Source organism: Gloeocapsa sp. PCC 7428, assembly GCF_000317555.1.
In the GTDB taxonomy this organism is placed as follows: Bacteria; Cyanobacteriota; Cyanobacteriia; order Cyanobacteriales; family Chroococcidiopsidaceae; genus Chroogloeocystis.
In genome coordinates this window covers 1,187,533-1,211,095 of the sequence record NC_019745.1, presented here as the reverse complement: position 1 = coordinate 1,211,095, position 23,563 = coordinate 1,187,533, and the positions used below count along the sequence as shown (strand labels likewise).

Below are 23,563 nucleotides of genomic sequence, written 5' to 3'. Positions count from 1 at the left end.
AATCTCCTATGGAAATATTTTTAAGTGTGCTGCGATCGTACCAGAGCGCTGCTACACTTCCATAACCTCATTGAGATAGATTTTGTCTCTCTATTTCAAGAAATACGCGCGTATATAAACTGACAAAGTTAAACTCTCTCTCTTGGAGGGCGATTTGCAATCATAAACTCTGTTACTCCTGATGCTAGAACAATTTTAAATTCTGGAGATAAGCTATGACTTCTAGCCCAAACACGAATCAGCCCCAAGCATTAAGTGACGAAACACAAAAGGTAGTCCAAGCTTTTGATGGGTTAGAAACAGACGCAAAACTAGCTTGGTTTTATTTAGTTTATAAAAAGATGGGTAGCTCAATTACCCCAGCTGCTCCCGCTGCAACTGATCCAGAATTAGCACCAATGCTATTAGGAGACTACTATAAGCTATCTGACGACGAGCAACTAGCGATTATGCGGCAGATTGTGAACCGCGAAGATACAGAATATTCTCACGCTTACGGTGCTTTGAAAGAAAATAATCAGTTGATGGTTTGGTATGCGTGGGCGCAAGCGATGGGTGATACCGTGGTAGGTATGCCAGGTGATTATCAACCTACAGAAGCTATTAACAATCTGTTATCACAAATCGAAGCGCTGGACTTTGACGATCAAATTTCCATTTTTCGGACGATCGCTAGCAACATGGGTTACACCAATATCAAACCAATTGAAACTCAGGCACAAACTGGTAAAACGTCAAGCCTCTAAATGCATTAGATTTAAGAAGTTTTAATTATTCGTTGTGTTTTATGCAAGCCCGTATTAGCGGGCTTAGTTTATATACAGCATAATTCTTAAAAGCTTCTTGTAGTCTTTAATACATCCAAAATTTATAATTCTCTATTATCAGAAAGAGCGCAAGCTGTGAGTAGAAATTATATAAGAAATAATTAGTAACGATACGACAAATGATTATGCATCAACATCTGGTAACAGTTGTTGCCTTTGAACAAATAACAGCCTCAAACTATAGTTCACCTACCTTTTCAGGTTCACAAGGTTTTTTAGTTTTAATCGCAGGAGTTTTACTAGCTTTTGCTTTCCAATTACTTTTAGGTAATTTCTTTATTGCTTTGGGAATTTCTTATTCAGAATCAGAACCAGCACCTGACGTTGAAGATTTGGATACCAAAATCGATAAAATTGGGATGGTAGTTGGGTTAAGAGCCTTAGGAACGCTCAGTATTACGTTATTCGCAGCCTGTTCTTTGGCAGTTAAACTGAGTTTTATGCACGATCGCCTTCTGGGAGCAATTCTTGGTTTGATTATCTGGGCTGCCTACTTATCTTTACTCATTTGGGTAAGTTCAACTACGGTTAGTTCGGTAATTGGTACGCTGCTGAAAACAGCAACTTCGGGTTTGCAAGGCATTATTGGAACAGCAGCAGTAGCGATTGGTGCAAAAAATGTCAGCGAACAGCTGGTTTCAACCGCAGAAACCGCTGCTGCTACGATTCGACAAGAACTCAGTTCAGCAGTAGACTCGGTGACAACTCGTGAAGCTATCGACAATTATCTTAAAAAGCTACAGTTAGAAAAAGCAGATCGCGAAGAAATCCGCGCGCAATTTGAAAGGTTAGTTGCTGAACCAGAAATGAAATCACTGGCGCGGGAGAATCATCTCCGGCAAATGGGTCGTCAAACTTTTGTAGATTTAGTTAATAGCCGTACAGAATTCTCGAAACAATCGATTAATCAAGTTTTGGATTCTTGGGAGAGTTTTTGGCAGCAAGCTTGGAATCAACCGCAACCGCAAGTACTCAATGGTGGCTTGTTAAATGGACACAAGTTAGTTGCACCAGAAGAATTAAAACCAAGTCAGTTAACGCCTAAACTCGAACAATTGATTGAAACGACTCGTCAACAGCAGGCGCAACAACAAGCAGAAGCAGCACAGAAAGTCGCGGAGACTGCCGCTTGGTGGTTATTTGGTACAATTTTTCTGTCTGCTATTGTTTCGGCGATCGCTGGCTCGTTGGCGGCTGTATATTAACGCCGCCTGGCGAATAAATTCGCGGCTTATGGACAAAGTCCACCTGCGTGAACTCAAGAAGGAACAAGACTGAGAAAACCTCTGACCTCCGATCGCTAAGAGGTGGCAACTCGGTTGATGTCGGCGGGAGTCAAGTGCGAATGGATAACTTCGCCGTCTTTAAACCAGACGATGCGTTGTGTTTTGCGGGCGACGTCGGGTTCGTGCGTCACCATGACGATTGTGATACCGCTGGCGTTGAGTGTACCGAAGATTTCTAACACTTCTTGCGTTGTTTTTGAGTCAAGCGCGCCTGTTGGTTCGTCAGCAAGCAGTAGTACGGGTTGATTAACAATGGCACGCGCGATCGCAACTCGTTGCTGTTGTCCGCCGGAAAGTTGATTTGGTCGGTTATTCAGTCGTTTTTCTAAGCCAACGCGGCGTAATGCTTCAGCGGCGCGATCGCGTCTTTCTGCTGTCGAAATACCCGCGTATACCATCGGTAGCATGACGTTTTCTAGTGCGGTTGATTGCGGTAGCAGGTGAAATTGTTGAAAGACAAATCCAATTTTGCGGTTGCGGATGTGTGCGAGTTCAGTATCATTCAAATCGGCGACATCAACGCCATCTAAGTAATAGTGACCGTCTGTTGGGCGATCGAGACAACCGATAATGTTCATCGCGGTCGATTTTCCTGAACCGGATGCGCCCATGATCGCGCAATACTCGCCTTGTTCAACTGTTAAGTTAACGTCTGATAGCGCTCGAACTTCAGTTTCGCCTATGCCGTAAATTTTAGAGACGTTTTCTAGGCGGACTATTGTCGTTGCAGTAGTATTGCCTTGATCGCGTTGGGCAATTGCTACGGTAGAGTGTGGTGAGTTGTGTTCCATGCAGGTAGTTGTCCTTAAGGTATGAAGATCTGAAAAAAATGAACCACAAAGTACACAGAGGAGGACTCTTGCGTGCGGGGGTTTACCCCGTTGAGCCAAGTATCCGTAGACACAAAGTGACTAAGATTTCAAGAAGAGTTTACGTAGAGATAACCCTGACCTCTGACCTCTCATATCAAGATCGCCAACGTAAAATTTGGGTTTTTACTGGGTTGTTGAACGGGCGACCTTCGGCGGCGGCGCGGGTAAATTCGGCTTTTAGCTGATAGTACCAACGTGCTTGTGTGTCAGCATCGCGAATGAGGAGTAATGTCGGATCGTATTTTAAGCCTTCTTGCTGTTTAATGACGACTTGACGGTCTTGGTCGAGGAATGCTCGGACAAAAGGTTTGATTAGCGGTTTGATTGCGGTAATCCAGGGTGTTGTCCAGTAGAGAAGCGTTGTGACTTCGGTTTCTGTTTCTGATAGGGGAGTGACAGCGGTGAGGTTACAAACATTATGGTGTTCGGTGCTGACGTGTTCAATGCGGACGCCAGGGAGACGAAACGCAATTTCGGTTTCGGGTGCGCCACCGCCAATGAGTCGATAACCAAGTGCGACGTTAGGAATTTTGTGCCGCCGCATCGTAAAGCCATACGGTGAGGGGTCAAAGGCTTTGACTTCTTCAAACAGCGATCGCCCTGATTTCCACCACCAAGAACGGTGGACAAATGATATATGTGCAGGGTCCATTAAACCAATAATTGCATGATCTACATAACATGGAAAGTGCAATGTGACAACTAGTTGATACGATTTGTCACCAAAAAAAGGCACTACGGGAACTTCCATATCTGTTGCTGGCGGTGCCTTACGCTCGTTCGATGCCATGTAAATCCAAATGTTGCCTTGCACTTCGCGTACGGGATACTGCTTGACTTGAAAGCGCTTGAGGTCGAGCGAATCGCCTTCTACTAATGCGGGAATTTCTGTACAGCGTCCAGTTTGGTCAAAACGCCAGCCATGATAGCAGCATTCGATTTCTTGTCCGTCGAATCGTCCACAACTTAGTGGTACTGCGCGATGGGGACAGATGTTGCAAAGCGCAAACACTTTACCTTCGCGGCTGCGCGCGAAAACGATTGGCTCACCAAGCAGAGTTTTTGCTACCATAGCTCCGCGTTTGAGTGAGCCTCCAGGTAAGGCGTAGTACCAAACATCGCGCAAGAAGTCGTTTTTTGCCATCAGTTGATAATACTTTACGAATTAGCTTCTCATCCAAAGTTTAGAATTGTAGAGTTAAGCACTTCTCAAAGCAACAATTGGATCGAGTTGGGCAGCGCGACGCGCAGGAACAACACCGAAAATAATGCCAATTCCACCAGAAACGCCAACCGCAAGCGCGATCGCCACGGGTGAAACGCCTGCTTGAAACGGAGTGAAAGCTCCAATTAATAAAACTCCACCAACGCCTAACACTGTACCGAGTACACCACCAGCAGCAGAAAGAATCACCGCTTCAATCAAAAATTGAATCAAAATATCATCCTGCGTCGCACCGATCGCTTTACGCAATCCGATTTCTTGCGTTCTTTCGGTAACGGATACGAGCATAATATTCATGACGCCAATACCGCCGACCAACAAGGAAATTCCTGCGATCGCGGCTAGCATGATCGTCAAAGCACTTGTGACTGTACCTGCAATTTCTAAGACATCTTTTTGGCTTTGGACGCTAAAATCATCCTCGCGGGTGATGTTGTGCCGCAACCGTAACAAGTTGGTAATTTGAAACTGCGCTGCATCAACGCTGGCTTCGCTTTGGGCGGATACGGAAATAAACGTCAAGTTCACGCCATAGGGAGAATTTTCGCCGATAATCCGGCTTGCCATTGTCGTCACAGGAATATAGGCGCTGTCGTCATAGTTTGTTCCTAAAACCGAGCCTTTTTCTTCCATCACACCGACAACTAAGAAGCTGATATTACGAATTCGCACCTGCTGACCAACAGGATCTTGATTGCCAAAGAGACGTTCGGCTAAATCGACACCCAGCGTAACGACTTGGTTATTGCGCTTGACATCAAGGTCGGTGATAAATCTACCGCGCTGCGCATCAAAACTACGGACTACAGAAAAATCGGGGTTTGTACCGACGATCAAGCTATACGTATTGCGGTTGCGGTAGGTGACAAGTTCGCGCGAGTGTAATTGTGGGGCAACTGCGCCGACTGTCGGGACTTGAGTGGCGATCGCTTCTGCGTCTTCTAAAACTAACGTTTTTGGTAAATCAACCGTCGTCCGTTGCGCGTCGCGGTTGCCTGGGACGATAAATAGTACGTTGGTTCCTAACGATTCAAACTGTCCAGAAACGAAACGCTGCGCGCCTTCACCGATACCCACCATTGCAATCACTGACGCATTACCGATGATGATACCCAACATCGTCAGCGTGCTGCGTAGCTTATTCGCTAGCAGCGTTTTTGATGCCATTTTAACGCTTTCAAGAATGTCCATTATTGGTGAATTGGTAATAGGTAATTGGTAATGGGTAGTAACTCATCTTCTTTTTAGCTATAGTGCAACTACTCACTCACTACTGATTCGTTCTGTCTTGGTCGTTGCCTTTCCGGAAGATCGACAAACACGCGATCGCCTTCGTTCAATCCAGATAAAATTTGCGTGCGGTCTTGCAGGCTTGGTCCAATTGTTACTGGACGAAAGATCGGTTGATTATTGTTTCCAGGAACAAGAACGCCTGTTTCACCCTGTTCGGTGACAATTGCCACGGTAGGAACCATTAAGGCATTCGGTACTTGTTCGCCAAGAAAAGTCACATCGACATTCATTCCTGAGCGCAGTTCTTGCGTGCCAGTTTCTAACGCAACGCGCACTTGGAAAGAAGTAACGTTTTGTTCGACAACGGCTTCAGGGGCGATCAAGCGGACGCGACCTTTGAATACTTGGTCGGGATAAGCATCAGCAACAATTTCTACAGCTTGTCCTTGCTTAATTTGTCCGACGTCTACTTCGGGAACTTGTGCCAAGATTTCTAAACCACGGGCGATCGCCACAATTGACGTCGAAGTTGCCGATGCTGTACTCGAAGCTGAAGTCGTTGGTGTCACAAACGCGCCTTCGGTTGCATATTTTTGCGTCACAATGCCATCGAAAGGAGCGCGGATAATTGTGTCTTCTAATTGTACTTGAATTGCTTGCACTTGACTGGCAGCAGCAGCAACAGCAGCGCGACGTTGGGCTATTTCTTCAGGGCGCGAGCCACTTTGCGCTTGTCTCAAGGCTGCGCGAGCTTCATTGACTGCGGCTTGGCGTTGAGTGATTTCTTCGGATCGGCTACCGCTTTGCTGTTGGGCTAAGCGTCGTTGGGCTTCTTGCAATGCTGCTTGCGCGCTGCGATCGTCTGCAATAACTTCATCAAGCCGATCTTGCGAAATTGCGCCTTCTTGATATAGTGTACGATTTCGTTGCACGCGGCTACTTGTCAAATTGACTCGCGCTTGGGCAGCATCTACTTGTGCTTGGGCTTGTGCGATTTCTTCAGGACGATTTCCAGTACGCGCCTGGTTGAGTTGAGCTTCAGCTTGTGCAAGTCGTGCGCGGGCTTGCGCGATTTCCTCAGGGCGGCTTCCTGCTAAGGCTTGGTCGAGTTGAGCTTGAGATTGAGCTAAGTTAGCCCGTGCTTGTGCGAGTTGGGCTTGCAGTTCAGCATTATCCATCCGCGCAATGATTTGCCCTTGTTGAACTGTATCGCCTTGCTCGACACTCAATGCGGTTAATCGTCCAGAGGTTTTAGGGCTAAGGTTTACGCTTTGAAACGGTACGACTTTACCGCTTGCCGTAATGCGTAACGTCACGTTTTGCGATTCTACAGGTACTGTCAGTTCCGCAACATTAATTCTGGGTGTTGTTCGACTTACAACCGCATAAGTACCACCACTGACCACAACACCAGCTGCTACTAGCCCGATCAGCCAGCGACGTGGATGCTTTAGTTTGCCAATTAAGGGAATTTCCATGTAAGTGGTCATAAAAGTGGGCAGGATATTTTGCCAAGTTATCAGAAGAGAATTGCCGTTAAGTTGTTGCGATCGCCCTTGGCGCTGCACTCCGCGCAATCGCACTGTTAATAAACTTCATCTTTCTTGATCTTAGCGACCAACTATTGGCGCTAGATAGTTCCTGAAGTAGTGTTTCCCTCCCAATAACCGATTGTGGTAGCTATCGAGCGTGATAGCGGGTAGGCGGGTAGTAACGAATAACAATCATTAAATCTCTCCCACTAGCCACTATCTACTCACCACTCGCTTTGTGTCATGAAAATCCTTGCGATCGCCAGCGTTGTGGGTAAACTTTCTTAAGATATGCAAATTGACAGTTACAGAACATGAACACACTGATACCGGTTATTTTAGCTGGGGGTAAAGGAGAGCGGTTTTGGCCTTTGAGTCGCAAACATCGCCCCAAACAATTTTTAAGCTTGGATGGGAGCGGCAAAAGCTTATTACAAGCAACGGCTGACCGACTTTTGCCGTTAGCAGGAAGTTGGGAGAATCTTTGGGTTGTGACTTCAACTCAACTAGCGCAGGGCGTACAAGAACAATTACCAGATTTACACGCGCAAAACTTATTAGCCGAACCCGAAGGACGCGATACCGCCCCAGCAGTGGCGTGGAGTACGCTAGAAGTTGCCAAACGTTACGGCGCAGACGCGATTGTTGGCTTTTTTCCTGCCGATCCTTGGATTGATAACCAAGTTAGCTTTCAGAAAACACTTTGCGCGGCAACACTGTTAGCAGCGAGTGAAAATGCGATCGCCACCTTAGGCGTCAAACCAACTTATCCTGCGACAGGTTACGGCTACATCGAACAAGGAGACTTGGCAGGTTCGTTTGGTGGCTTGCCTGTGTATCGCGTTAATCGCTTTACGGAAAAACCAGATCGTGAAACCGCTGAATCGTTTTTGGTGACAAATCGGTTTAGCTGGAATAGCGGTATGTTTGTATTTCGCGCTGGAGTTGTCTTAGATGAACTCCGTACTCATGCGCCAGAAATGATGCAAGTTTTGGAAACTCAGGGAGTATCAGCTTACGCAAATTTGCCAAAAATTAGTATTGATTACGCTTTGATGGAAAAAACCCAAATCGCGTATGTCTTACCAGTCGATTTTGGTTGGGATGATTTGGGAGATTGGAACGCAATTGATCGCTTGCTTAAAAAAGATGCGACGAATGTCGAACTTGCAAATCACGTCGGGCTAGATACTAAAGATACGTTGCTGTATTCTACAAGCGATGATGATGTGATTGTCACTATTGGATTAGAAGATGTTGTCGTGGTACGCGATCGCAATGTGACGCTGATCGCCCGCAAAGATCGCACGCAAGAAATTAAACAAGTCCTCAAACTTTTGCAGGATAACCCTAAATTTACTGACCTATTGTGAAACTGTAAAACTCATGGCAGAGGAATTTTAGCCGTTTGATACGTTACAACTTAACTGTTGTCTGTTGCGGGTAAGATACCCATGCTGCTTTCAACATACCATAGCAATTAAAGGGATGCTTAGGACTTGATGGAAGCTTAGAATCATCAGATATTCTAGCTTTTAGCCCTGACCCCTGCTATGTATCTCTAACCCCTGATCCCAAAAAATAGCTGTGTTTCTAACTCAAACGACATCTCGGCAAAGAGAAATTCTGGAAGTTTTCCTGCGCAATGGCTGGGACTATATGCGGCGGCTGTTAACTGGGGGAAAAACTGACGAACCCCAATTACCTACACCTGCTGTTCTACGCAACATCCTAGTCGATTTGGGACCTGTTTATGTCAAGTTTGGGCAATTGCTAAGTACTCGCCCTGATTTGCTTCCAGCAGCTTATATTGAGGAATTGTCAACGCTGCAAGATGAAGTACCACCTGTCAACTGGACAGATATTGAAGTTGTGATTCGCCAGCAACTTCCGCAGTCGCTTGAATCTACTTTTAGCACGATTGATCCGCGTCCTGTTGCCGCAGGTTCGATTGCGCAAACGCATAAAGCAATACTCATTGATGGACGCGAAGTAGCGATTAAAGTACAACGCCCAGGAATTGATGCGGTCGTTGCGCAAGATATTTCGCTGATTCGGGGTGTCGCCGACTTGGTAGCAAGAACCGAGTTCGGGCAAATGTACGATATTGATTCGCTAGCTGAAGAATTTACCAAAGCATTAGAGGCAGAGTTAGATTTTATCCGAGAAGCGAGTTTTACTGACCAATTACGCCGCAATTTAACAAATAGCCGCTGGTTTGATTCTTCACAGTTAGTCGTAGCGGAAATTTACTGGGACTTGACGACAGCCAAGTTACTCGTTATGGAGTGGCTAGATGGCGTTCCTATTCTCGCTGCTGATTTTGGTAGCGAACAAAACGGTCAAGATCCTCAGGCGAAACGTGCCGCTGTCACAAGTTTATTGTTTCGTGCTTTCTTCCAGCAAGTTTACATCGATGGCTTCTTCCATGCTGACCCGCATCCAGGTAACTTATTTTACCTTCGCGATGGTCGCGTGGCGCTACTCGACTGTGGCATGGTAGGACGCTTAGACCCGCGATCGCAGCAAATTTTAACCGAAATGTTACTCGCGATCGTCGATTTAGATGCTCAAAGATGCGCGCAATTAACGCTACAACTTGCTGATTCTGCACAGCCAGTCATCTTATCACGACTGGAAAATGACTACGACCGAATGCTGCGGAAGTATTACAATCTGAGCTTATCGCAGATTAATTTCAGCCAAGTATTTTATGAAGTATTGCAAGTAGCCCGTAACAATAAAATTCGCTTGCCAAGTAATCTAGGTTTATATGCCAAAACTTTGGCAAATTTAGAAGGAGTTGCGCGATTAGTTAATCCTCAAATTAATCTTTTAGATGAAATTAAGCCCCTCATTACTGATTTGTTTCGCCGTCAGTTACTTGGGGCAAATCCACTACAATCACTCCTAAGAACCGCGCTCGATCTCAAAAGTCTTTCGCTACAATCACCCCGCCAAATCGAGTTACTTTTAGATAGAGTCACTTCAGAAACACTGCAATGGAACTTATCCGTACGTGGCTTGGATAACTTGCGTCGCACAATGGATGACGCCGCAAGCCGGCTTTCATTTAGTGTTTTGGTTGGTTCTTTAATTATCGGTGCAGCACTCATTTCTAATAATGCTCAAACAAGTGAGTTATCGTGGTTGAGTACGATTTTATTTGCTACAGCAAGTTTGTTAGGACTATGGCTCGTTTTTAGTACTATCCGTTCAGGACGGTTGAAGTGAGAGGCTAATGAATGTAACCTAAATTTTTTAACCAAATTTTATCGAAGCTAGGTGATTTCTGCATTTGCTCTTGTAACCAAGCAGTAAATAGTTCCTGTAGTAACTTCCGGCGCATTATTTCATCTAATTGAGCCGGAATAAATTTTTCTAATCGCACAATAAAAATCCATTCTCCTAACAAGATAGGACGTAATACTTGTCCTGGGCGATTTACTTTTAATGTTCTTGCTAACTGCGGATGAAGTGTTCCTAATTCAACGGGACCAACAATACCGCCAGTGTGTGCTTCTAGCCCTACAGAGAATTGCTTCGCTAATTCAATAAACGATTGCTCTTTTTCATGGATTCGGAAATAAATTTCTTCAGCAAGACCTCTATCTTGAACTCTAATTAACGAACAAATGACTCGATCCAACTGTCCTTTACGTTCGAGAAAATAAGACTCTAATTTACTACCCCAAGTCAGTTGTTTGAATTTTTCAATTTTGAGTTCCCGTGTTGCCATAGCTACTAATTGTGCTTGAGTTATGCCATAATGCTCTAGCCAAGCTTGCTGTTTAGTAACGCTGTCAAGCTGATGTTGCTGATAAAACTGCTGACAAGCATTCGTCATCTCCTCTGGAGTGCAATCGATAGTAGCGATCGCCTGCTCAATAATATTCTCACGCCATAATTGCGGTAATATTTGGCAACTTTTCAAAAGTGAAATAATTTCTCCAGCAACGACACTGGTGTGACTAGTCTGTAAAGCAGTAGCCATCAGATTAAATCTTTTTTACTGTGTTTGACAATCGAGAAATAGCTGTGTAGTTTACATCAATGCAGCCAGTTAATGGGAATACTGACTGCATTACATACTTCAGCTTATAGTTAAAAGAGGAATGTTGAGGTATCTACAACGGGTGGAGGTAAAGTCTGGTCATACACTAGCGTATAAGTACCAGTACTTCCGATCGCATCAGCAACCCCAATATAATATATCCCGCTAACAGGTGCTGTAAATTGCAGCATGGGATCAGAACCCAACGCCCAGCTGTCGTCTTGATAAGCTAATAAGTTACCGGCACTATCAAAGACACCAACTATAGGATCTGCTAGAGTTCCACCCGCAGTCGAGCTACCAAGTGCTGATATTGTGTAGTCCACTTGACCAATAAACTCAACAGGGAATATGTCTAACTCACCAGGGGTGCTAATAGCATCTACGAAACTTGCCATATCGTTTCTCCTAAGATAGGGTTTCTATGCAAGTATCCTATCCAATTAATAATGGCAAAACTTTTCAGATTTAGCTCATTCTCGTGACCTACTTTGGCTAAGTTAGTTGCACAAAAGTGTAAAAACCACTAGGTTGGTATTGAGTAAGCGCAAAAGATTTAGTACCTAGCAAGAAAAATCTAGAATTGAGTTAATTACCTGTTGATATCTATTGTTAAAAATATCAATTTTTTAAAAAATTATGCTAATCACCTAAAATGGTGATTTTTTATTATGAATTTATTGCTAATAGTTGGCTTTAATTGAATAATCCATTTTGGATTATCCGCACTTTAATCTAAGCATAGAGTCGTCTTAACTTTTTTATGAGATTTTAAAAGATTAAGTGGAAAAGAGGAACTATCTAGCATAGTTTATACCAATCCTCTTGATGGCTGTACAAGTAAGCAAAGAAGTGGAGGAAAAATTTTGTAGTTCTCATAAAGTTAGATGATGTTTTATCTAACTTTTTTAATGACGGCTTATGAATTGGTATTACATGTCGTAGCCTAATCTTCTCTACACGTTGAATCTTGCAGCGATATATTGCTGGTTAAAAATAGACATTTTATCCCAGAAAGCTTTAGCAAATGCGATCGCTAAATAGCACAGCTATCTATAGTTTCTGCAATCTCTACATCCTTGTGGTTTGTTATTTAACCCTATGACAACATCTCAAGATATCCGCTTCGCCTCGTTCAATGCTTCTCTCAATCGCAACGAAGCAGGACAACTTATCAGCGATCTCTCCACAAAAACCAATACTCAAGCCCGAAACATTGCCGAAATTATTCAACGTACTAACCCAGATGTCATCTTAATTAACGAATTTGACTACGATCCAGACGCTAAGGCTGCACAACTTTTTCAGCAAAATTATCTTGCAGTCGGTCAAAATGGTGCGAATCCTATCGAATACCCCTACTATTACGTTGCACCCTCTAATACAGGTGTTTCCTCAGGATTTGATTTAGATAATGATGGCACGATAGGCGGACCCAATGATGCACTGGGTTTTGGTTTCTTCCCTGGTCAATATGGCATGGTACTCTACTCTAAACACCCTATTGATGAAGAAAACATTCGTACCTTTCAAAAGTTTCTTTGGAAGGATATGCCAAACGCCTTGTTACCAGACGATTGGTACTCGCCAGAAGAACTCGAAGTTTTCCGGCTTTCTTCTAAAAGTCATTGGGATATCCCAATTCAAGTTAACGGCGAGACGATTCATGTCTTAGCAAGTCATCCCACTCCTCCTGTATTCGATGGCGAAGAAGATCGTAATGGAAGACGCAATCATGATGAAATTCGCTTCTGGTCGGACTATTTTACGCCTGGTCAAGGAAATTATATTTACGATGACGCTGGGAAGTTTGGCGGTTTAGCCGCAGGTTCGCGCTTTGTTGTGATGGGCGATCAAAACGCCGATCCGTTTGATGGTGACAGCACAAATAATGCAATTTGGCAATTACTCGGTAATCCTTTAATCAACACGAGAATCACACCAAACAGTGAAGGTGGTGTCGATGCGGCTATACGTCAAGGTGGTGCAAATGACGATCATATCAGTGACCCTGCTTACGATACGGCTGATTTTGCGGATACAACACCTGGTAACTTGCGGGTAGATTACGTTTTACCTTCACAAAACTTAGAAATTACCGATGCTTCGGTATTTTGGAAAACAAGTGACGATCCGTTATTTCGTTTAGTGGGTGACTTCGATCCGAATCTTGCGAGTGTTCCGAGTTCCGATCATCGTTTGGTTGCGGCTGATGTGAGATTGACACCGGCGATCGCTATCCCTGATGTCAGTCAAAAATCTGTAGTCGATCTTGACTTTATTGGCGAAGTCACGTTTGACACAGGTTTGACGTTTCAAGAAACTGAAGTCGGCGGGTTATCGGGAATTGTCTACGATCCTGCCAAAAACCTTTTCTATAGCATCTCAGACGATCGCAGTTCGATTAATCCTGCACGATTCTACACGCTGAAAATTGACTTAACAGATGGTAAGCTGCAACCAGGAGATATAAAGTTTCAAAGCGTCACCGCGTTACTTGATGAAAACGGTCAACTTTTTGCAGAAAATAGCCTCGATCCAGAAGGAATTACACTAACCAATCAAGGAACCTTATTTATTTCCTCTGAAGGCGATACAAATCAATTAATTCCGCCTTTTGTGAATCAATTTTCTATCCGAGGAAAACAGTTTCAAGCGCTACCTGTACCGTCGAAATATCTGCCAACAAGGAATCAAACAAGCGGGATAAGAAATAATCTTGCCTTTGAAAGCTTGACGATTACACCTAACAATAAATATCTATACACCGCGACTGAAAACGCATTAATTCAAGATGGTTCTACCGCAGATTTAGAAAACGGTAGTCCTTCCAGAATTTTGCAGTACAACGTATCTACAGGAATGCAACGAGAATTCTTATACGTTACCGATCCTGTTGCAGCCGAGTCAGTACCCCCAGGCGAATTTCAAACAAATGGTTTAGTTGATTTGCTAGCAATTGATAATAATGGTACGTTGCTAGCTTTAGAGCGATCGTTTTCTACAGGAGTCGGAAATACGATCAAGCTTTATGAAGTCCAAACTCAAAACGCGGTTGATATTCGCAGTATTCCTAGCGTTGATGGCTTAGAAATTGCACCTGTACAAAAGCGGTTGTTACTCGACTTTGCTGAATTGGAAACGCTATTAGATAACATTGAAGGGATAAGTTTTGGTCCTCAATTACCTGATGGTAGGCAATCTTTAGTTGTTGTCAGCGACAATAACTTTAGCGATACTCAGTTTACACAATTTTTAGCTTTTGCTGTCGATTTAGATACAACGCCTGGCGCTGTCCCCACTGTAGAAACGCCGCCAGTTGTAGATAGTGACGCACCTGTAAATTCTCCTCCTGGAGACGCTGACGATCCGGCGATCTACGTTCATCCAGTAGATTCAGCGTTGAGTTTGGTGATTGGTAGCTTAAAAGATGGCGGTTTAGCGGTTTATGACTTGGAGGGTAAGCAATTACAGACGATTTTACCTGGCGAACCTGGTGATGTCCGCTACAATAACGTTGACTTGCTGTATGGTTTCAAGCTTGGCGATCGCTGTGTTGATTTGGCGATCGCTTCCGACCGTAACAATGATACGCTAGCAATTTTTCAAATTGATCCAACCACACGCCAGCTAAAAGATATCACCGCTAGCAGTATTCCTGCATCGATTTTTGGCATTGATGATGGCGAACAAACCGCGTATGGACTTGCAACTTATACGAGTTCTTCAGGGAAGTCGTATGTATTTGTTAGCCAGCGCGAATCGAACCAAGTTGCGCAATTAGAGTTAATCGATAACGGTTTTGGCAAAGTAACGGCTAAAACAGTGCGGACTCTCACTTTACCGATACCCGATGGCGGTGAGTTAGCTGATGCGCAGATTGAAGGTATGGTAGCAGACCGCGAACTTGGTTATCTTTATGTAGGTCAAGAAAAAGTTGGCATTTGGAAATTTGCGGCGGAAGTAACAGGAAAAGATGAAGGTGTATTAGTTGATGCGGTCAAACCTGAAGGAAGCAATTTGACAGCAGATGTTGAGGGATTGACAATTTACTACGCTGGCAATGGTAAAGGTTATTTATTAGCGTCAAGTCAGGGAGATAATACTTTTGCCGTTTACTCGCGTGAAGGTAATAACGAGTACTTGGGTAGCTTTGTTGTCGGTGAGTTTCAGAGTATCGATGGCGTTCAAGAATCTGATGGCGCGGATGTCATTAATGCCCCTTTAGGCGCAAACTTTCCGAAAGGAATGCTTGTTTTACAAGATGGTAATAATGACCCAGCAGTGATTGTTGAAGATGAAGGTGAGTTAGAAAACGCGAGTTCTAACTTTAAGTTTATCCCTTGGGAAAATGTCGCGAATGCTTTCGCTGATGCACTGACAATTGATCCTAGCAGCTACAACCCGCGCGAATCTTCGGTTAAGGAAATTACAGGAACACCCGCAAATGATAACTTGGTTGGAACTCATCAACGCGACAACATCAATGGACTTGTGGGAAATGACACGATTACAGGTGCGCTGAATCATGACTTACTAACGGGTGGTGGCGATCGCGATTTCTTTATTGTCAATCAAGGTGACGGAACTGACACGATTACTGATTTTCAAGGTGTAGGTACTGGAAAGCAACCTATTGCTACAGCAGAAGTTGATACGATTCAGTTTTTAGGAGCAGAATTAACTGCGAGAAATATGTTATTAACGCAGCAAAATGATGATTTATTGATTCATTTTGAGTCTGACGATAGTCCGCAAGTGATTTTGCAAAATTTTGACCTAGAAAACCTAGAAAATCTCAAAATAGGAAATCTTCTATTTAATAGTCAAAGTGAAATTCAAGATAACTTTGATGTTTTCGATGCTAACGCACAGCGCGATCGCATTTTTAATCCTAACAGTGTTACTTTTCTCAATGATTTAGATAATCGTGTCAAAGGTTACAATTACTCGCATGATGTTATTAATGGTCAAGGTGGTAACGATCGCATCTTTGGCTTGAGTGGCGACGATCTCCTACGCGGTGGTAGGGGTAATGATACTTTAAGCGGTGGTTTAGGAGAAGATACGATAACTGGTGACAGTGGTAGCGATGTCTTCGTTTTGAATGATGCTGGATTCGATATTATTAGTGATTTCAACCTTAATCATGGCGATCGTATTGGTTTAACTCACAATTTAACTTTTGAGCAGTTGGCGATTAAACAAGGCGCTGGTAGTAACGTAAACAATACTATTTTAAGTGTTTCTGGAGAAGAAATTGCGATTCTTATGAACGTAACAGCGAGTAGTTTAATGCCGAGTCACTTTATCTTTGTCTAGTAAACTAAATAAGTTGTAAATAACTTTTACGAAAATCAATCGAGCATCTCTACTACAGAGATGCTTTTTTTGATAAATTCTTAATCATCGAAAGTTAACCCTTATAATTTTTTGATAAAGATTTCATGAAGCAACGGCTAAAGTTTTAAAGAGAACTTAAATTTTAAGCAAATTACTAATAGTTGCGTTAGTGTTCTTTGTTGGGGTTAGCATCTCTGGCAGTGTAGGAAATTATAATGGCTAAATTTGCACTACTGATTGGAGTTAGCCACCACGGTACTGGCTTTAACACCTTACCTGGTGCAGTCAAAGATGTCGAGGAAATGCAACGCGTACTGCAAAAACCAGGTTTAGGGTTTGATGAAGTGAAAACTTTAAAAGATCCTGAACCCCTTGTGATGCAAGCAGCAATTGAGGCTTTATTTCGAGATAAGGCGCATCAAAGTGGCGATCTAGTATTACTTTATTTTTCGGGTTATTGTATCAAGGACTACAGCAATAAATTATTTTTTGCAACAAGTCATACAAGTAAAAACGCGCAAAGAGAACTGATTAAATCGACAGTCGTATCGGCAAGTTTTGTGCAAGACATCATGAACGATAGCCGTGCGACACAACAGATCCTAATTTTAGATTGTCGCTTTACTCAAGCTTCAGCCGCTAGTGTTGCTGCTGCGCAGGATCGTGCTTCAGGAGATATCGCAAGTCAACTAGGAGGAAATCGCACGATTCTTTTATCGTCTGCAACTCAGTCATTCTTTCAACACAAAGGAAATGATATTTCCACTTATACGCGTTACCTAGTCGAAGGTCTAGAAGGTGCGGCAGACTTAGACGGCGATCGCTGGATTGCTGTTGACGAATTGCATGAATATATCAGCAGAAAAGCCGAAGCAACCGCCGCCAATATTGAGCCAGTTATCATAAATTCTCATAACAACAAAATTTTAATTGCTCCCGTAGCCGAGACGCAATCTCAAGAAAGTGAACCACTCGTATTACCAACCCGTAGGACAAGACTTTTTGCACCACTCGTCCAACATCGTAGCGTCCGCTTGCTTTTAGGAGTCAGCTTCACAACGCTAGTCACTTTAGTTGGAGCAACATATATTTTACAACGACAGCAGTTATTACAATTACCTTTTGGTAACTCGCTGGTTGCTGCGCCAAGAGATTACAGTCAAACCGCGCAAACACGCCTCGATCATGCAAAAACTGTTTGGTCACTCGCGACAACGCATGATGGTCAAACGCTGGTGAGTAGCAGTGGGGACACAACGATCAAAGTTTGGCATTTACCCAGTGGAAAACCGATCCGGACGTTATCAGGTCATACTGCTGCGGTTTGGTCAGTGGCGATTACTCCTGATGGGCGATCCTTAGTCAGTGGTAGTGGCGATAAAACAATTAAAGTTTGGAATCTTCGGACAGGCGAAGCGATCCGCACTCTGACGGGATCGCAAGATACCGTTTGGGCAGTTGCCATTAGTCAGGATGGTAACACGTTAGTTAGCGCTGACGGTAACAATACACTCAAAGTCTGGGATCTACCGTCTGGAAAATTACTCAGAAGCTTTGCGGCTGATACATCAAGGTTAAGGACAATCGCACTCAGTCCTGATGGACAAACCTTAGCGAGTGGTGGTCAAGGTCAAGATATCAAAATTTGGGATGTTAACACTGGTCAACTTATCCGCACGCTAGCCGCACACAAAAGTAAAATTATCACTGTTGCGATTAGTCCTGATGGCGAAACATTAGCGAGTGGTAGTAATGACGAAACCGTTGAAATCTGGAATATCCGCACAGGTAGATTAGTACGAACTTTGCACGGGCATACAGACCATGTAAACTCGGTAGCGATTAGTGCTGATGGTCAGTTTCTGGTAAGTGGTGCGGAAGATCGCGAAGTTAAATTATGGAGTTTGCGTACTGGTCAGCTATTACACACGTTTCAAGGACACCCTGGCGATGTTTACGCTGTAGCAATTAGCCCTGACGATCAAACCGTAATTAGCGGTGACAAAGAAGGGCAAATTAAATTTTGGCGATGATGAAGTGACAAAAAAGGTAGGACGTTGTTTGATATCCAGTTTAAGAAACGGCGATCGCGCTTTAATTGGTCATTAAAATAATATATCTATGCGCTCGGTTGCATGAATCTATAGACGCCTTTCGACTGAAGTCGAGGCTATTCAAACGAAGTGTGCGGAGGCACACTTAACTATCTAGCGGTGAATTGATTCGCGATCGCATTTATACATTTTTGTTACCTCATTAATTCAGGAGAAGTTAGATTGCCTACATTAGGAGTCAACATCGATCACATCGCAACTATTCGACAAGCACGCCGAACTGTAGAACCCGATCCTGTCGCAGCAGCAGTCCTTGCTGAACTTGGCGGCGCGGATGGGATTACTGTGCATCTGCGCGAGGATCGACGCCATATTCAAGAACGCGATGTCCGTTTGTTGCGAGAAACTGTACGTACGCACCTAAATTTAGAAATGGCAGCTACCGATGAAATGGTGGCGATCGCACTGGATATCAAACCGGATTACGTGACGCTGGTGCCCGAAAAACGCGAGGAAGTCACAACCGAAGGCGGTTTAGATATTGTTGGTCAACTCGACCGCATGAACGAGGTTGTCGATAAGTTACAATCTGCCGACATTCCTGTGAGTTTATTTATTGATGCTGATATTTCACAAATTGAAGCATCTGTCAAGGTCAAGGCTAAATTTATTGAGTTGCATACGGGGCGTTATGCAGAAGCCCATAACGAAGCGAGTAAACAACAAGAACTCGCCATCCTTTCGCAAGGTGCAAAACAAGCGATCGCCTCCGGTTTACGTGTCAATGCAGGACACGGATTGACGTATTGGAATGTCTACCCTGTGGCTTGTATTCCAGGAATGGAAGAACTCAACATTGGTCATACTATCGTTAGCCGTGCAGCTTTAGTCGGTTTAGAGCGTGCGGTACGTGAGATGAAACAAGCGATTCGTGGAGAAGTGTAAATTTCTCCTAAAATCAGAAGATAAAAAGTGAGACAATAACTACTCCCTAGTCGTTAACCTCTAGAGAGATGCAAACCTATTACTACGTATTAGCAAGTCAACGCTTTCTTGTTGAAGAAGAACCATTAGATGAAGTTCTCAGAGAACGCACGCGTAACTATCACGAACAAGCAAAAGAAATCGATTTCTGGTTAGTGACGCAGCCAGCCTTTTTAGAAGCGCCCGAAATGGCACAAGTTAAAGCTCAATGTCCTCAACCAGCAGCGGCGGTGATTTCTACCAATCCGCAATTTATCACTTGGCTGAAATTACGCTTAGAGTACGTCATCACTGGCGAATTTCAAGCACCATCGGCAACAATTCCCGATCCCTTAGCTTCGCTAGCGTCAATGTCGTCATAAGATGAAAAGCAACCGAAGTCAGGGGGATATTTACCAACGCGGAGCAATGCCACTATTCGGCTTAATTCTACTTTCTGCTGTTCGTTGGATGATGAGCCTGAATGTGGCAGCTGCCCAAACAACTTTGCCTAATTGCCAGCCACCTAAAGCGGGTGAATATCTTGTACTCGTGCGATCGCCAACGCCTGAAGCGCAAGAAAAACTACGTCGCGCCCTACCATCTAATACGAATAGCATCGTTTGCCGCTATCTCAACGAAACAGTAACGCGCACTGGCACTTTTACACAATTAGACAATGCCAATGCACAAGTGCAATCGATCCGATCGCTAGGTTTAGCTGCGTTTGTCGTGCGTTCTCCTAAAGAAACACCATCCGCGTCAACCGCAGCAGATCCCAAACCTTTAGGCGCAGGATATGCGGTGTTAGTTGAATATTTCAACCGCCCAGAAACCGCAGCACAAGTACAGCAATTTTTAGGAACTGACGTTGGTTTAACTTCCTACGCCCAGCGCAATTACTTACTCGCACTGCATACAACAGACCAAAACAAGGCGACTGAAACCTTAAAAAGGCTCAGCGATCGCGGCTTTTATGCTCTATTAGTAAACAGTCGTCAAGTCACGCTCATCCGCCCCAAAGCTTCACTGTAAATGACAATTACCCATTACCTATTACCAATCACCAACTAATACGCTGGGCTTGCTAGCCAAGAAATGGTAACGCCAAGAACTGAACCCACAATAACTTGAAACGGTGTATGTCCAAGTAATTCTTTGAGTCGGTCTTCGTTAAATTCTTTGTTTTCGTGAAATAGTTCGTCAATCATTTGATTGAGAATACGTGCTTGTTTACCCGCAGCTTGACGGACTCCCGCCGCATCGTACATGACGATAATCGCAAAAATCGTTGCGATCGCAAACTCGGTGCTTGCCCACCCCGCAGTTTGTCCAATCCCAGTAGCTAAGGCAGTAACAAGTGCGGAATGGGCGCTCGGCATTCCCCCCGTTGTGACGAGAACGCGCATATCCAATTTACGATTTTTGATTAACTCTACTACAAGTTTTGATGCTTGAGCGATGAGACAAGCTATTACAGCAACCAGCAGTACGCTGTTGTCTAGAATGTCGCCAAAGTCCTGCATGGTGTTTTGATGTCAGTTATAAAGAAAGGCTGATAGCTTTTAGTGCGTGCGGCTAGTGATAAATTCGGCGATCGCTTGTAGCGGTAGGGCTTTTTCTCCAAAAGAATCAAGTTCCGCAATTGCCGCTTGAATCAGTTGGCGTGCTTGACGCTGCGATTCTTCCAAGCCCCAAATACTCGGATAAGTTGCTTTTTGTGCTTGTAAATCTTTACCAGCAGTTTTGCCGAGTTCTTCTTGAGTCGCAGTAATATCCAGAATATCATCAACAATCTGGAATGCTAACCCAATATTTTGTGCATAACGAGTTAATCTTTGTAAGTCAGCTTCTGGCGCACCCGCTAAAATTGCTCCACAAGCAACACAAGCTTCTAACAACGCCGCAGTTTTGTGATTATGAATAAAGTTTAGCGTGTCAATTGAGACATCCGCTTTTCCTTCTGATTCTAGATCGACAACCTGACCGCCAACTAAACCCGCAGCACCCACCGCACGCCCTAGACGACTAATCACCTGTAAAACTCGCGGTGCTGGCACATTTTCGGTCTTCGCCGCAACATACTCAAACGCATACGCTAATAAGCCATCACCTGCTAGAATCGCAATATCCTCACCATAAACTTTGTGATTTGTCAACATCCCGCGTCGATAATCATCATTATCCATCGCAGGGAGGTCATCGTGGATGAGCGACATCGTATGAATCATCTCTAAAGCACAAGCTGTTGGTATTGCCATTTCTGTCGTACCGCCAGCTAGTTCGCAGGTTGCAAGACACAAAATCGGACGCAGCCGTTTACCGCCAGCTAACAACGAGTAACGCATCGCTTCATAAATTTTCTCTGGATAAGCGATCGGAATGGCACGATCAAGTGCCGCTTCAACTTGCGATTGTCGCTGTTGTAAATAAGCTGGTAGGTCAAATGGTACTTTTTCTTGAGGCGTTTGTGGGTTATCCGTTACTACCATTCCCGAATTCCTTCAGCTGCTGTGGTGTCCGTAACAATTTTACGGGGCTTTGGGAAGTTATGAATCACAAATTCAGTATTTGTCATATCATCTGTTGAAATAACCAGAATATTAGTATCGTTACGCTGTTATGAGTGGTTAGTTGCTAGTCAATAACTGAATTTGATATTGTTTACTAGTGGCGCTGTAAGTAACTTGTAAAGGTATTTTGTAATAACATCGCGACTGTCATCGGACCAATCCCCCCAGGAACCGGAGTAATATATTCGGCAACATTTTGCACCGCGTCAAAGTCTACATCACCGACTAAGCGGCTACTACCACTCGCATCTGTCACGCGATTAATTCCGACATCGACAACAACCGCCCCAGATTTTACCATATCTGCTGTAATCAGTCCTGGACGACCGACAGCACCAACTAAAATATCAGCAGATTGTGTAATTGTCCCTAAATCTTGCGATCGCGAATGCGCAATTGTTACTGTCGCATCGGCTTCGAGGAGCATCAAAGCTAAAGGCTTACCAACTAAAATACTGCGTCCCACAACAACCGCTTGTTTACCTTTGAGTGGAATTTGATATTCTTGCAACAGCCGCATCACTCCGGCGGGAGTACAGCTACGCAACCCTTGTTCCCCGCGCACAAGTCTTCCTAGGTTCGTAGGATGCAATCCATCCGCATCTTTATCAGGATCGATTTGATGTAATAATGCAACTGCATCTAAATGTTCGGGTAAAGGTAACTGTACTAAAATGCCATCAACTCGGTCATCTTGATTAAGGCGATGAATTGTCTGTTCTAGTTCTGATTGCGTTACTTCTACGCTGAAATGTTGCCCAAACGAAGCAATCCCCACATTCGTGCAAGCACGTTCTTTATTACGCACATACGCAGCGCTTGCAGGATTATCGCCTACCATTAATACTGCTAATCCTGGTGGGCGTCCAATCGAAGTTTGTTTTTGAATTTGTTCTTTGAGTTCGCTTTGCAGACGTTGCGCCAAAGCTTTACCATCGAGTAACTGTGCTTGCTTCATAACCATTTTTGGCACCTTCCTTTCGCAAGGCTGCTTGATGCAGCCTCGTTCTTGCATCAAAATCTTACTATTTAACTCTGATTTTTACGGGCAAGGCATTGCCTTGTTCCTCTGAATGTTTAATTGAAACGAATTTTTTCTAACAATACTGGGCGATCACCATTTCTTTGCATACGATTGAAATCTACTACTTTGTTAGTTGTGATGGTGCCAGTGACTATGCAATTTCTTCGTCAGGCGATCGCGCCACAACTCAAACCTCTCTACGTTTTACCTTCTCTCTTGCTGACTAGTTTACTAGGCTGTAGCAGCGTACCATCTGCACTCAACAGCATGAATGTAGGTTTTGGAGTTGATGTTTCCCAAATTGCTGATATCGAACCAACACGCGATCAAGACAAAACGATTTACGTTCAGGGTAGAGTCGCGGCGCTGGTTCCTTTAGTCGATTGGCTAGCTTACCAAGTCGAAGACGCTAGTGGCACAATTTGGGTATTAACGAATCAACGCAATATTCAACTTGAAGATCGCGTCTTAATCGAAGGAAAGCTACGCTATCACAGTATTCCCGTTGCAGAACAAGATTTTGGTGAAGCTTATGTCGAAGAACACCGCCAAATCGAACGTATCCCTGCGAAATGAT

General features: G+C 44.0%; 19 protein-coding genes. 10 read left to right on the top strand and 9 right to left on the bottom strand.

Annotation, left to right across the window (positions count from 1 at the left end; genetic code table 11):
• Positions 1-215 precede the first annotated feature (215 nt).
• Both GLO7428_RS05415 and GLO7428_RS05410 read left to right on the top strand, forming a co-directional pair.
• The gene (locus tag GLO7428_RS05415) at positions 216-746 is read left to right on the top strand and encodes an orange carotenoid protein N-terminal domain-containing protein (RefSeq protein WP_015187555.1); all 531 of its coding nucleotides are present in this window, start codon (positions 216-218) and stop codon (positions 744-746) included.
• A gap of 206 nt (positions 747-952) precedes the next feature.
• Positions 953-2,032, top strand: a complete 1,080-nt coding sequence (locus GLO7428_RS05410; protein WP_155823580.1) for a hypothetical protein — start codon at positions 953-955, stop codon at positions 2,030-2,032.
• A 95-nt stretch (positions 2,033-2,127) separates the two neighbouring features.
• On the opposite strand, the gene GLO7428_RS05405 is transcribed toward GLO7428_RS05410, so the two are convergent.
• The 4 genes from GLO7428_RS05405 to GLO7428_RS05390 all read right to left on the bottom strand — a co-directional run bounded on the left by GLO7428_RS05405 (position 2,128) and on the right by GLO7428_RS05390 (position 6,921).
• Entirely contained in the window at positions 2,128-2,904 is a 777-nt protein-coding gene (locus GLO7428_RS05405) for an ABC transporter ATP-binding protein (RefSeq protein WP_015187553.1), read from the bottom strand.
• Between the two features lie 175 nt (positions 2,905-3,079).
• Complete coding sequence (locus tag GLO7428_RS05400) at positions 3,080-4,129, bottom strand: aromatic ring-hydroxylating dioxygenase subunit alpha (protein ID WP_015187552.1); 1,050 nt, start codon at positions 4,127-4,129, stop codon at positions 3,080-3,082.
• Positions 4,130-4,183: 54 nt separating this feature from the next.
• Positions 4,184-5,401 (bottom strand): ABC transporter permease, encoded by a 1,218-nt coding sequence (locus GLO7428_RS05395; protein WP_015187551.1) that lies wholly within the window; start codon positions 5,399-5,401, stop codon positions 4,184-4,186.
• 68 nt (positions 5,402-5,469) lie between these two features.
• Positions 5,470-6,921: an efflux RND transporter periplasmic adaptor subunit gene (locus GLO7428_RS05390; protein ID WP_196797546.1), complete on the bottom strand. Its 1,452-nt coding sequence runs from the start codon at positions 6,919-6,921 to the stop codon at positions 5,470-5,472.
• Between the two features lie 368 nt (positions 6,922-7,289).
• Here GLO7428_RS05390 and GLO7428_RS05385 point away from each other — a divergent pair, with 368 nt between their 5' ends.
• Together GLO7428_RS05385 and GLO7428_RS05380 are read left to right on the top strand one after the other, a co-directional pair.
• A complete protein-coding gene (locus GLO7428_RS05385; protein ID WP_015187549.1) occupies positions 7,290-8,348 on the top strand; it encodes a mannose-1-phosphate guanylyltransferase in 1,059 nt (352 codons plus the stop codon).
• 214 nt (positions 8,349-8,562) lie between these two features.
• Complete coding sequence (locus tag GLO7428_RS05380) at positions 8,563-10,209, top strand: AarF/ABC1/UbiB kinase family protein (RefSeq protein WP_015187548.1); 1,647 nt, start codon at positions 8,563-8,565, stop codon at positions 10,207-10,209.
• Between the two features lie 4 nt (positions 10,210-10,213).
• Here the strand turns inward: GLO7428_RS05380 and GLO7428_RS05375 are convergent, their stop codons facing one another.
• Positions 10,214-10,969 carry a peptidylprolyl isomerase gene (locus tag GLO7428_RS05375; RefSeq protein ID WP_015187547.1) on the bottom strand — a complete coding sequence of 252 codons (756 nt, stop codon included), beginning with the start codon at positions 10,967-10,969 and terminating at the stop codon, positions 10,214-10,216.
• Between the two features lie 110 nt (positions 10,970-11,079).
• Complete coding sequence (locus GLO7428_RS05370; protein ID WP_015187546.1) at positions 11,080-11,427, bottom strand: PPC domain-containing protein; 348 nt, start codon at positions 11,425-11,427, stop codon at positions 11,080-11,082.
• Positions 11,428-12,130: 703 nt separating this feature from the next.
• On the opposite strand from GLO7428_RS05370, the gene GLO7428_RS05365 reads away from it, so the two are divergent.
• The 5 genes from GLO7428_RS05365 (at position 12,131) to GLO7428_RS05345 (ending at position 20,424) form a co-directional block, all read left to right on the top strand.
• A complete protein-coding gene (locus tag GLO7428_RS05365) occupies positions 12,131-16,351 on the top strand; it encodes a phytase (protein WP_015187545.1) in 4,221 nt (1,406 codons plus the stop codon).
• Between the two features lie 236 nt (positions 16,352-16,587).
• Positions 16,588-18,405, top strand: a complete 1,818-nt coding sequence (locus tag GLO7428_RS27220) for a caspase family protein (RefSeq protein WP_015187544.1) — start codon at positions 16,588-16,590, stop codon at positions 18,403-18,405.
• A 243-nt stretch (positions 18,406-18,648) separates the two neighbouring features.
• The gene (locus tag GLO7428_RS05355) at positions 18,649-19,371 is read left to right on the top strand and encodes a pyridoxine 5'-phosphate synthase (RefSeq protein WP_015187543.1); all 723 of its coding nucleotides are present in this window, start codon (positions 18,649-18,651) and stop codon (positions 19,369-19,371) included.
• A 68-nt stretch (positions 19,372-19,439) separates the two neighbouring features.
• Positions 19,440-19,772, top strand: coding sequence for an MgPME-cyclase complex family protein (locus GLO7428_RS05350; RefSeq protein WP_015187542.1), 333 nt, complete (start codon positions 19,440-19,442; stop codon positions 19,770-19,772).
• A gap of 1 nt (position 19,773) precedes the next feature.
• Positions 19,774-20,424: a hypothetical protein gene (locus GLO7428_RS05345; protein WP_196797463.1), complete on the top strand. Its 651-nt coding sequence runs from the start codon at positions 19,774-19,776 to the stop codon at positions 20,422-20,424.
• A gap of 35 nt (positions 20,425-20,459) precedes the next feature.
• On the opposite strand, the gene GLO7428_RS05340 is transcribed toward GLO7428_RS05345, so the two are convergent.
• From GLO7428_RS05340 to folD, 3 genes are all read right to left on the bottom strand, one after another.
• Entirely contained in the window at positions 20,460-20,915 is a 456-nt protein-coding gene (locus GLO7428_RS05340; protein WP_015187540.1) for a divergent PAP2 family protein, read from the bottom strand.
• A 39-nt stretch (positions 20,916-20,954) separates the two neighbouring features.
• Complete coding sequence (crtE, locus tag GLO7428_RS05335; RefSeq protein ID WP_015187539.1) at positions 20,955-21,881, bottom strand: geranylgeranyl diphosphate synthase CrtE; 927 nt, start codon at positions 21,879-21,881, stop codon at positions 20,955-20,957.
• Between the two features lie 175 nt (positions 21,882-22,056).
• Positions 22,057-22,926, bottom strand: a complete 870-nt coding sequence (gene folD / locus GLO7428_RS05330) for a bifunctional methylenetetrahydrofolate dehydrogenase/methenyltetrahydrofolate cyclohydrolase FolD (protein WP_015187538.1) — start codon at positions 22,924-22,926, stop codon at positions 22,057-22,059.
• 213 nt (positions 22,927-23,139) lie between these two features.
• Between folD and GLO7428_RS05325 the strand changes: the two genes are divergently transcribed.
• Positions 23,140-23,562, top strand: coding sequence for a hypothetical protein (locus GLO7428_RS05325; RefSeq protein ID WP_051038399.1), 423 nt, complete (start codon positions 23,140-23,142; stop codon positions 23,560-23,562).
• The last annotated feature ends 1 nt before the right edge of the window (position 23,563 follow it).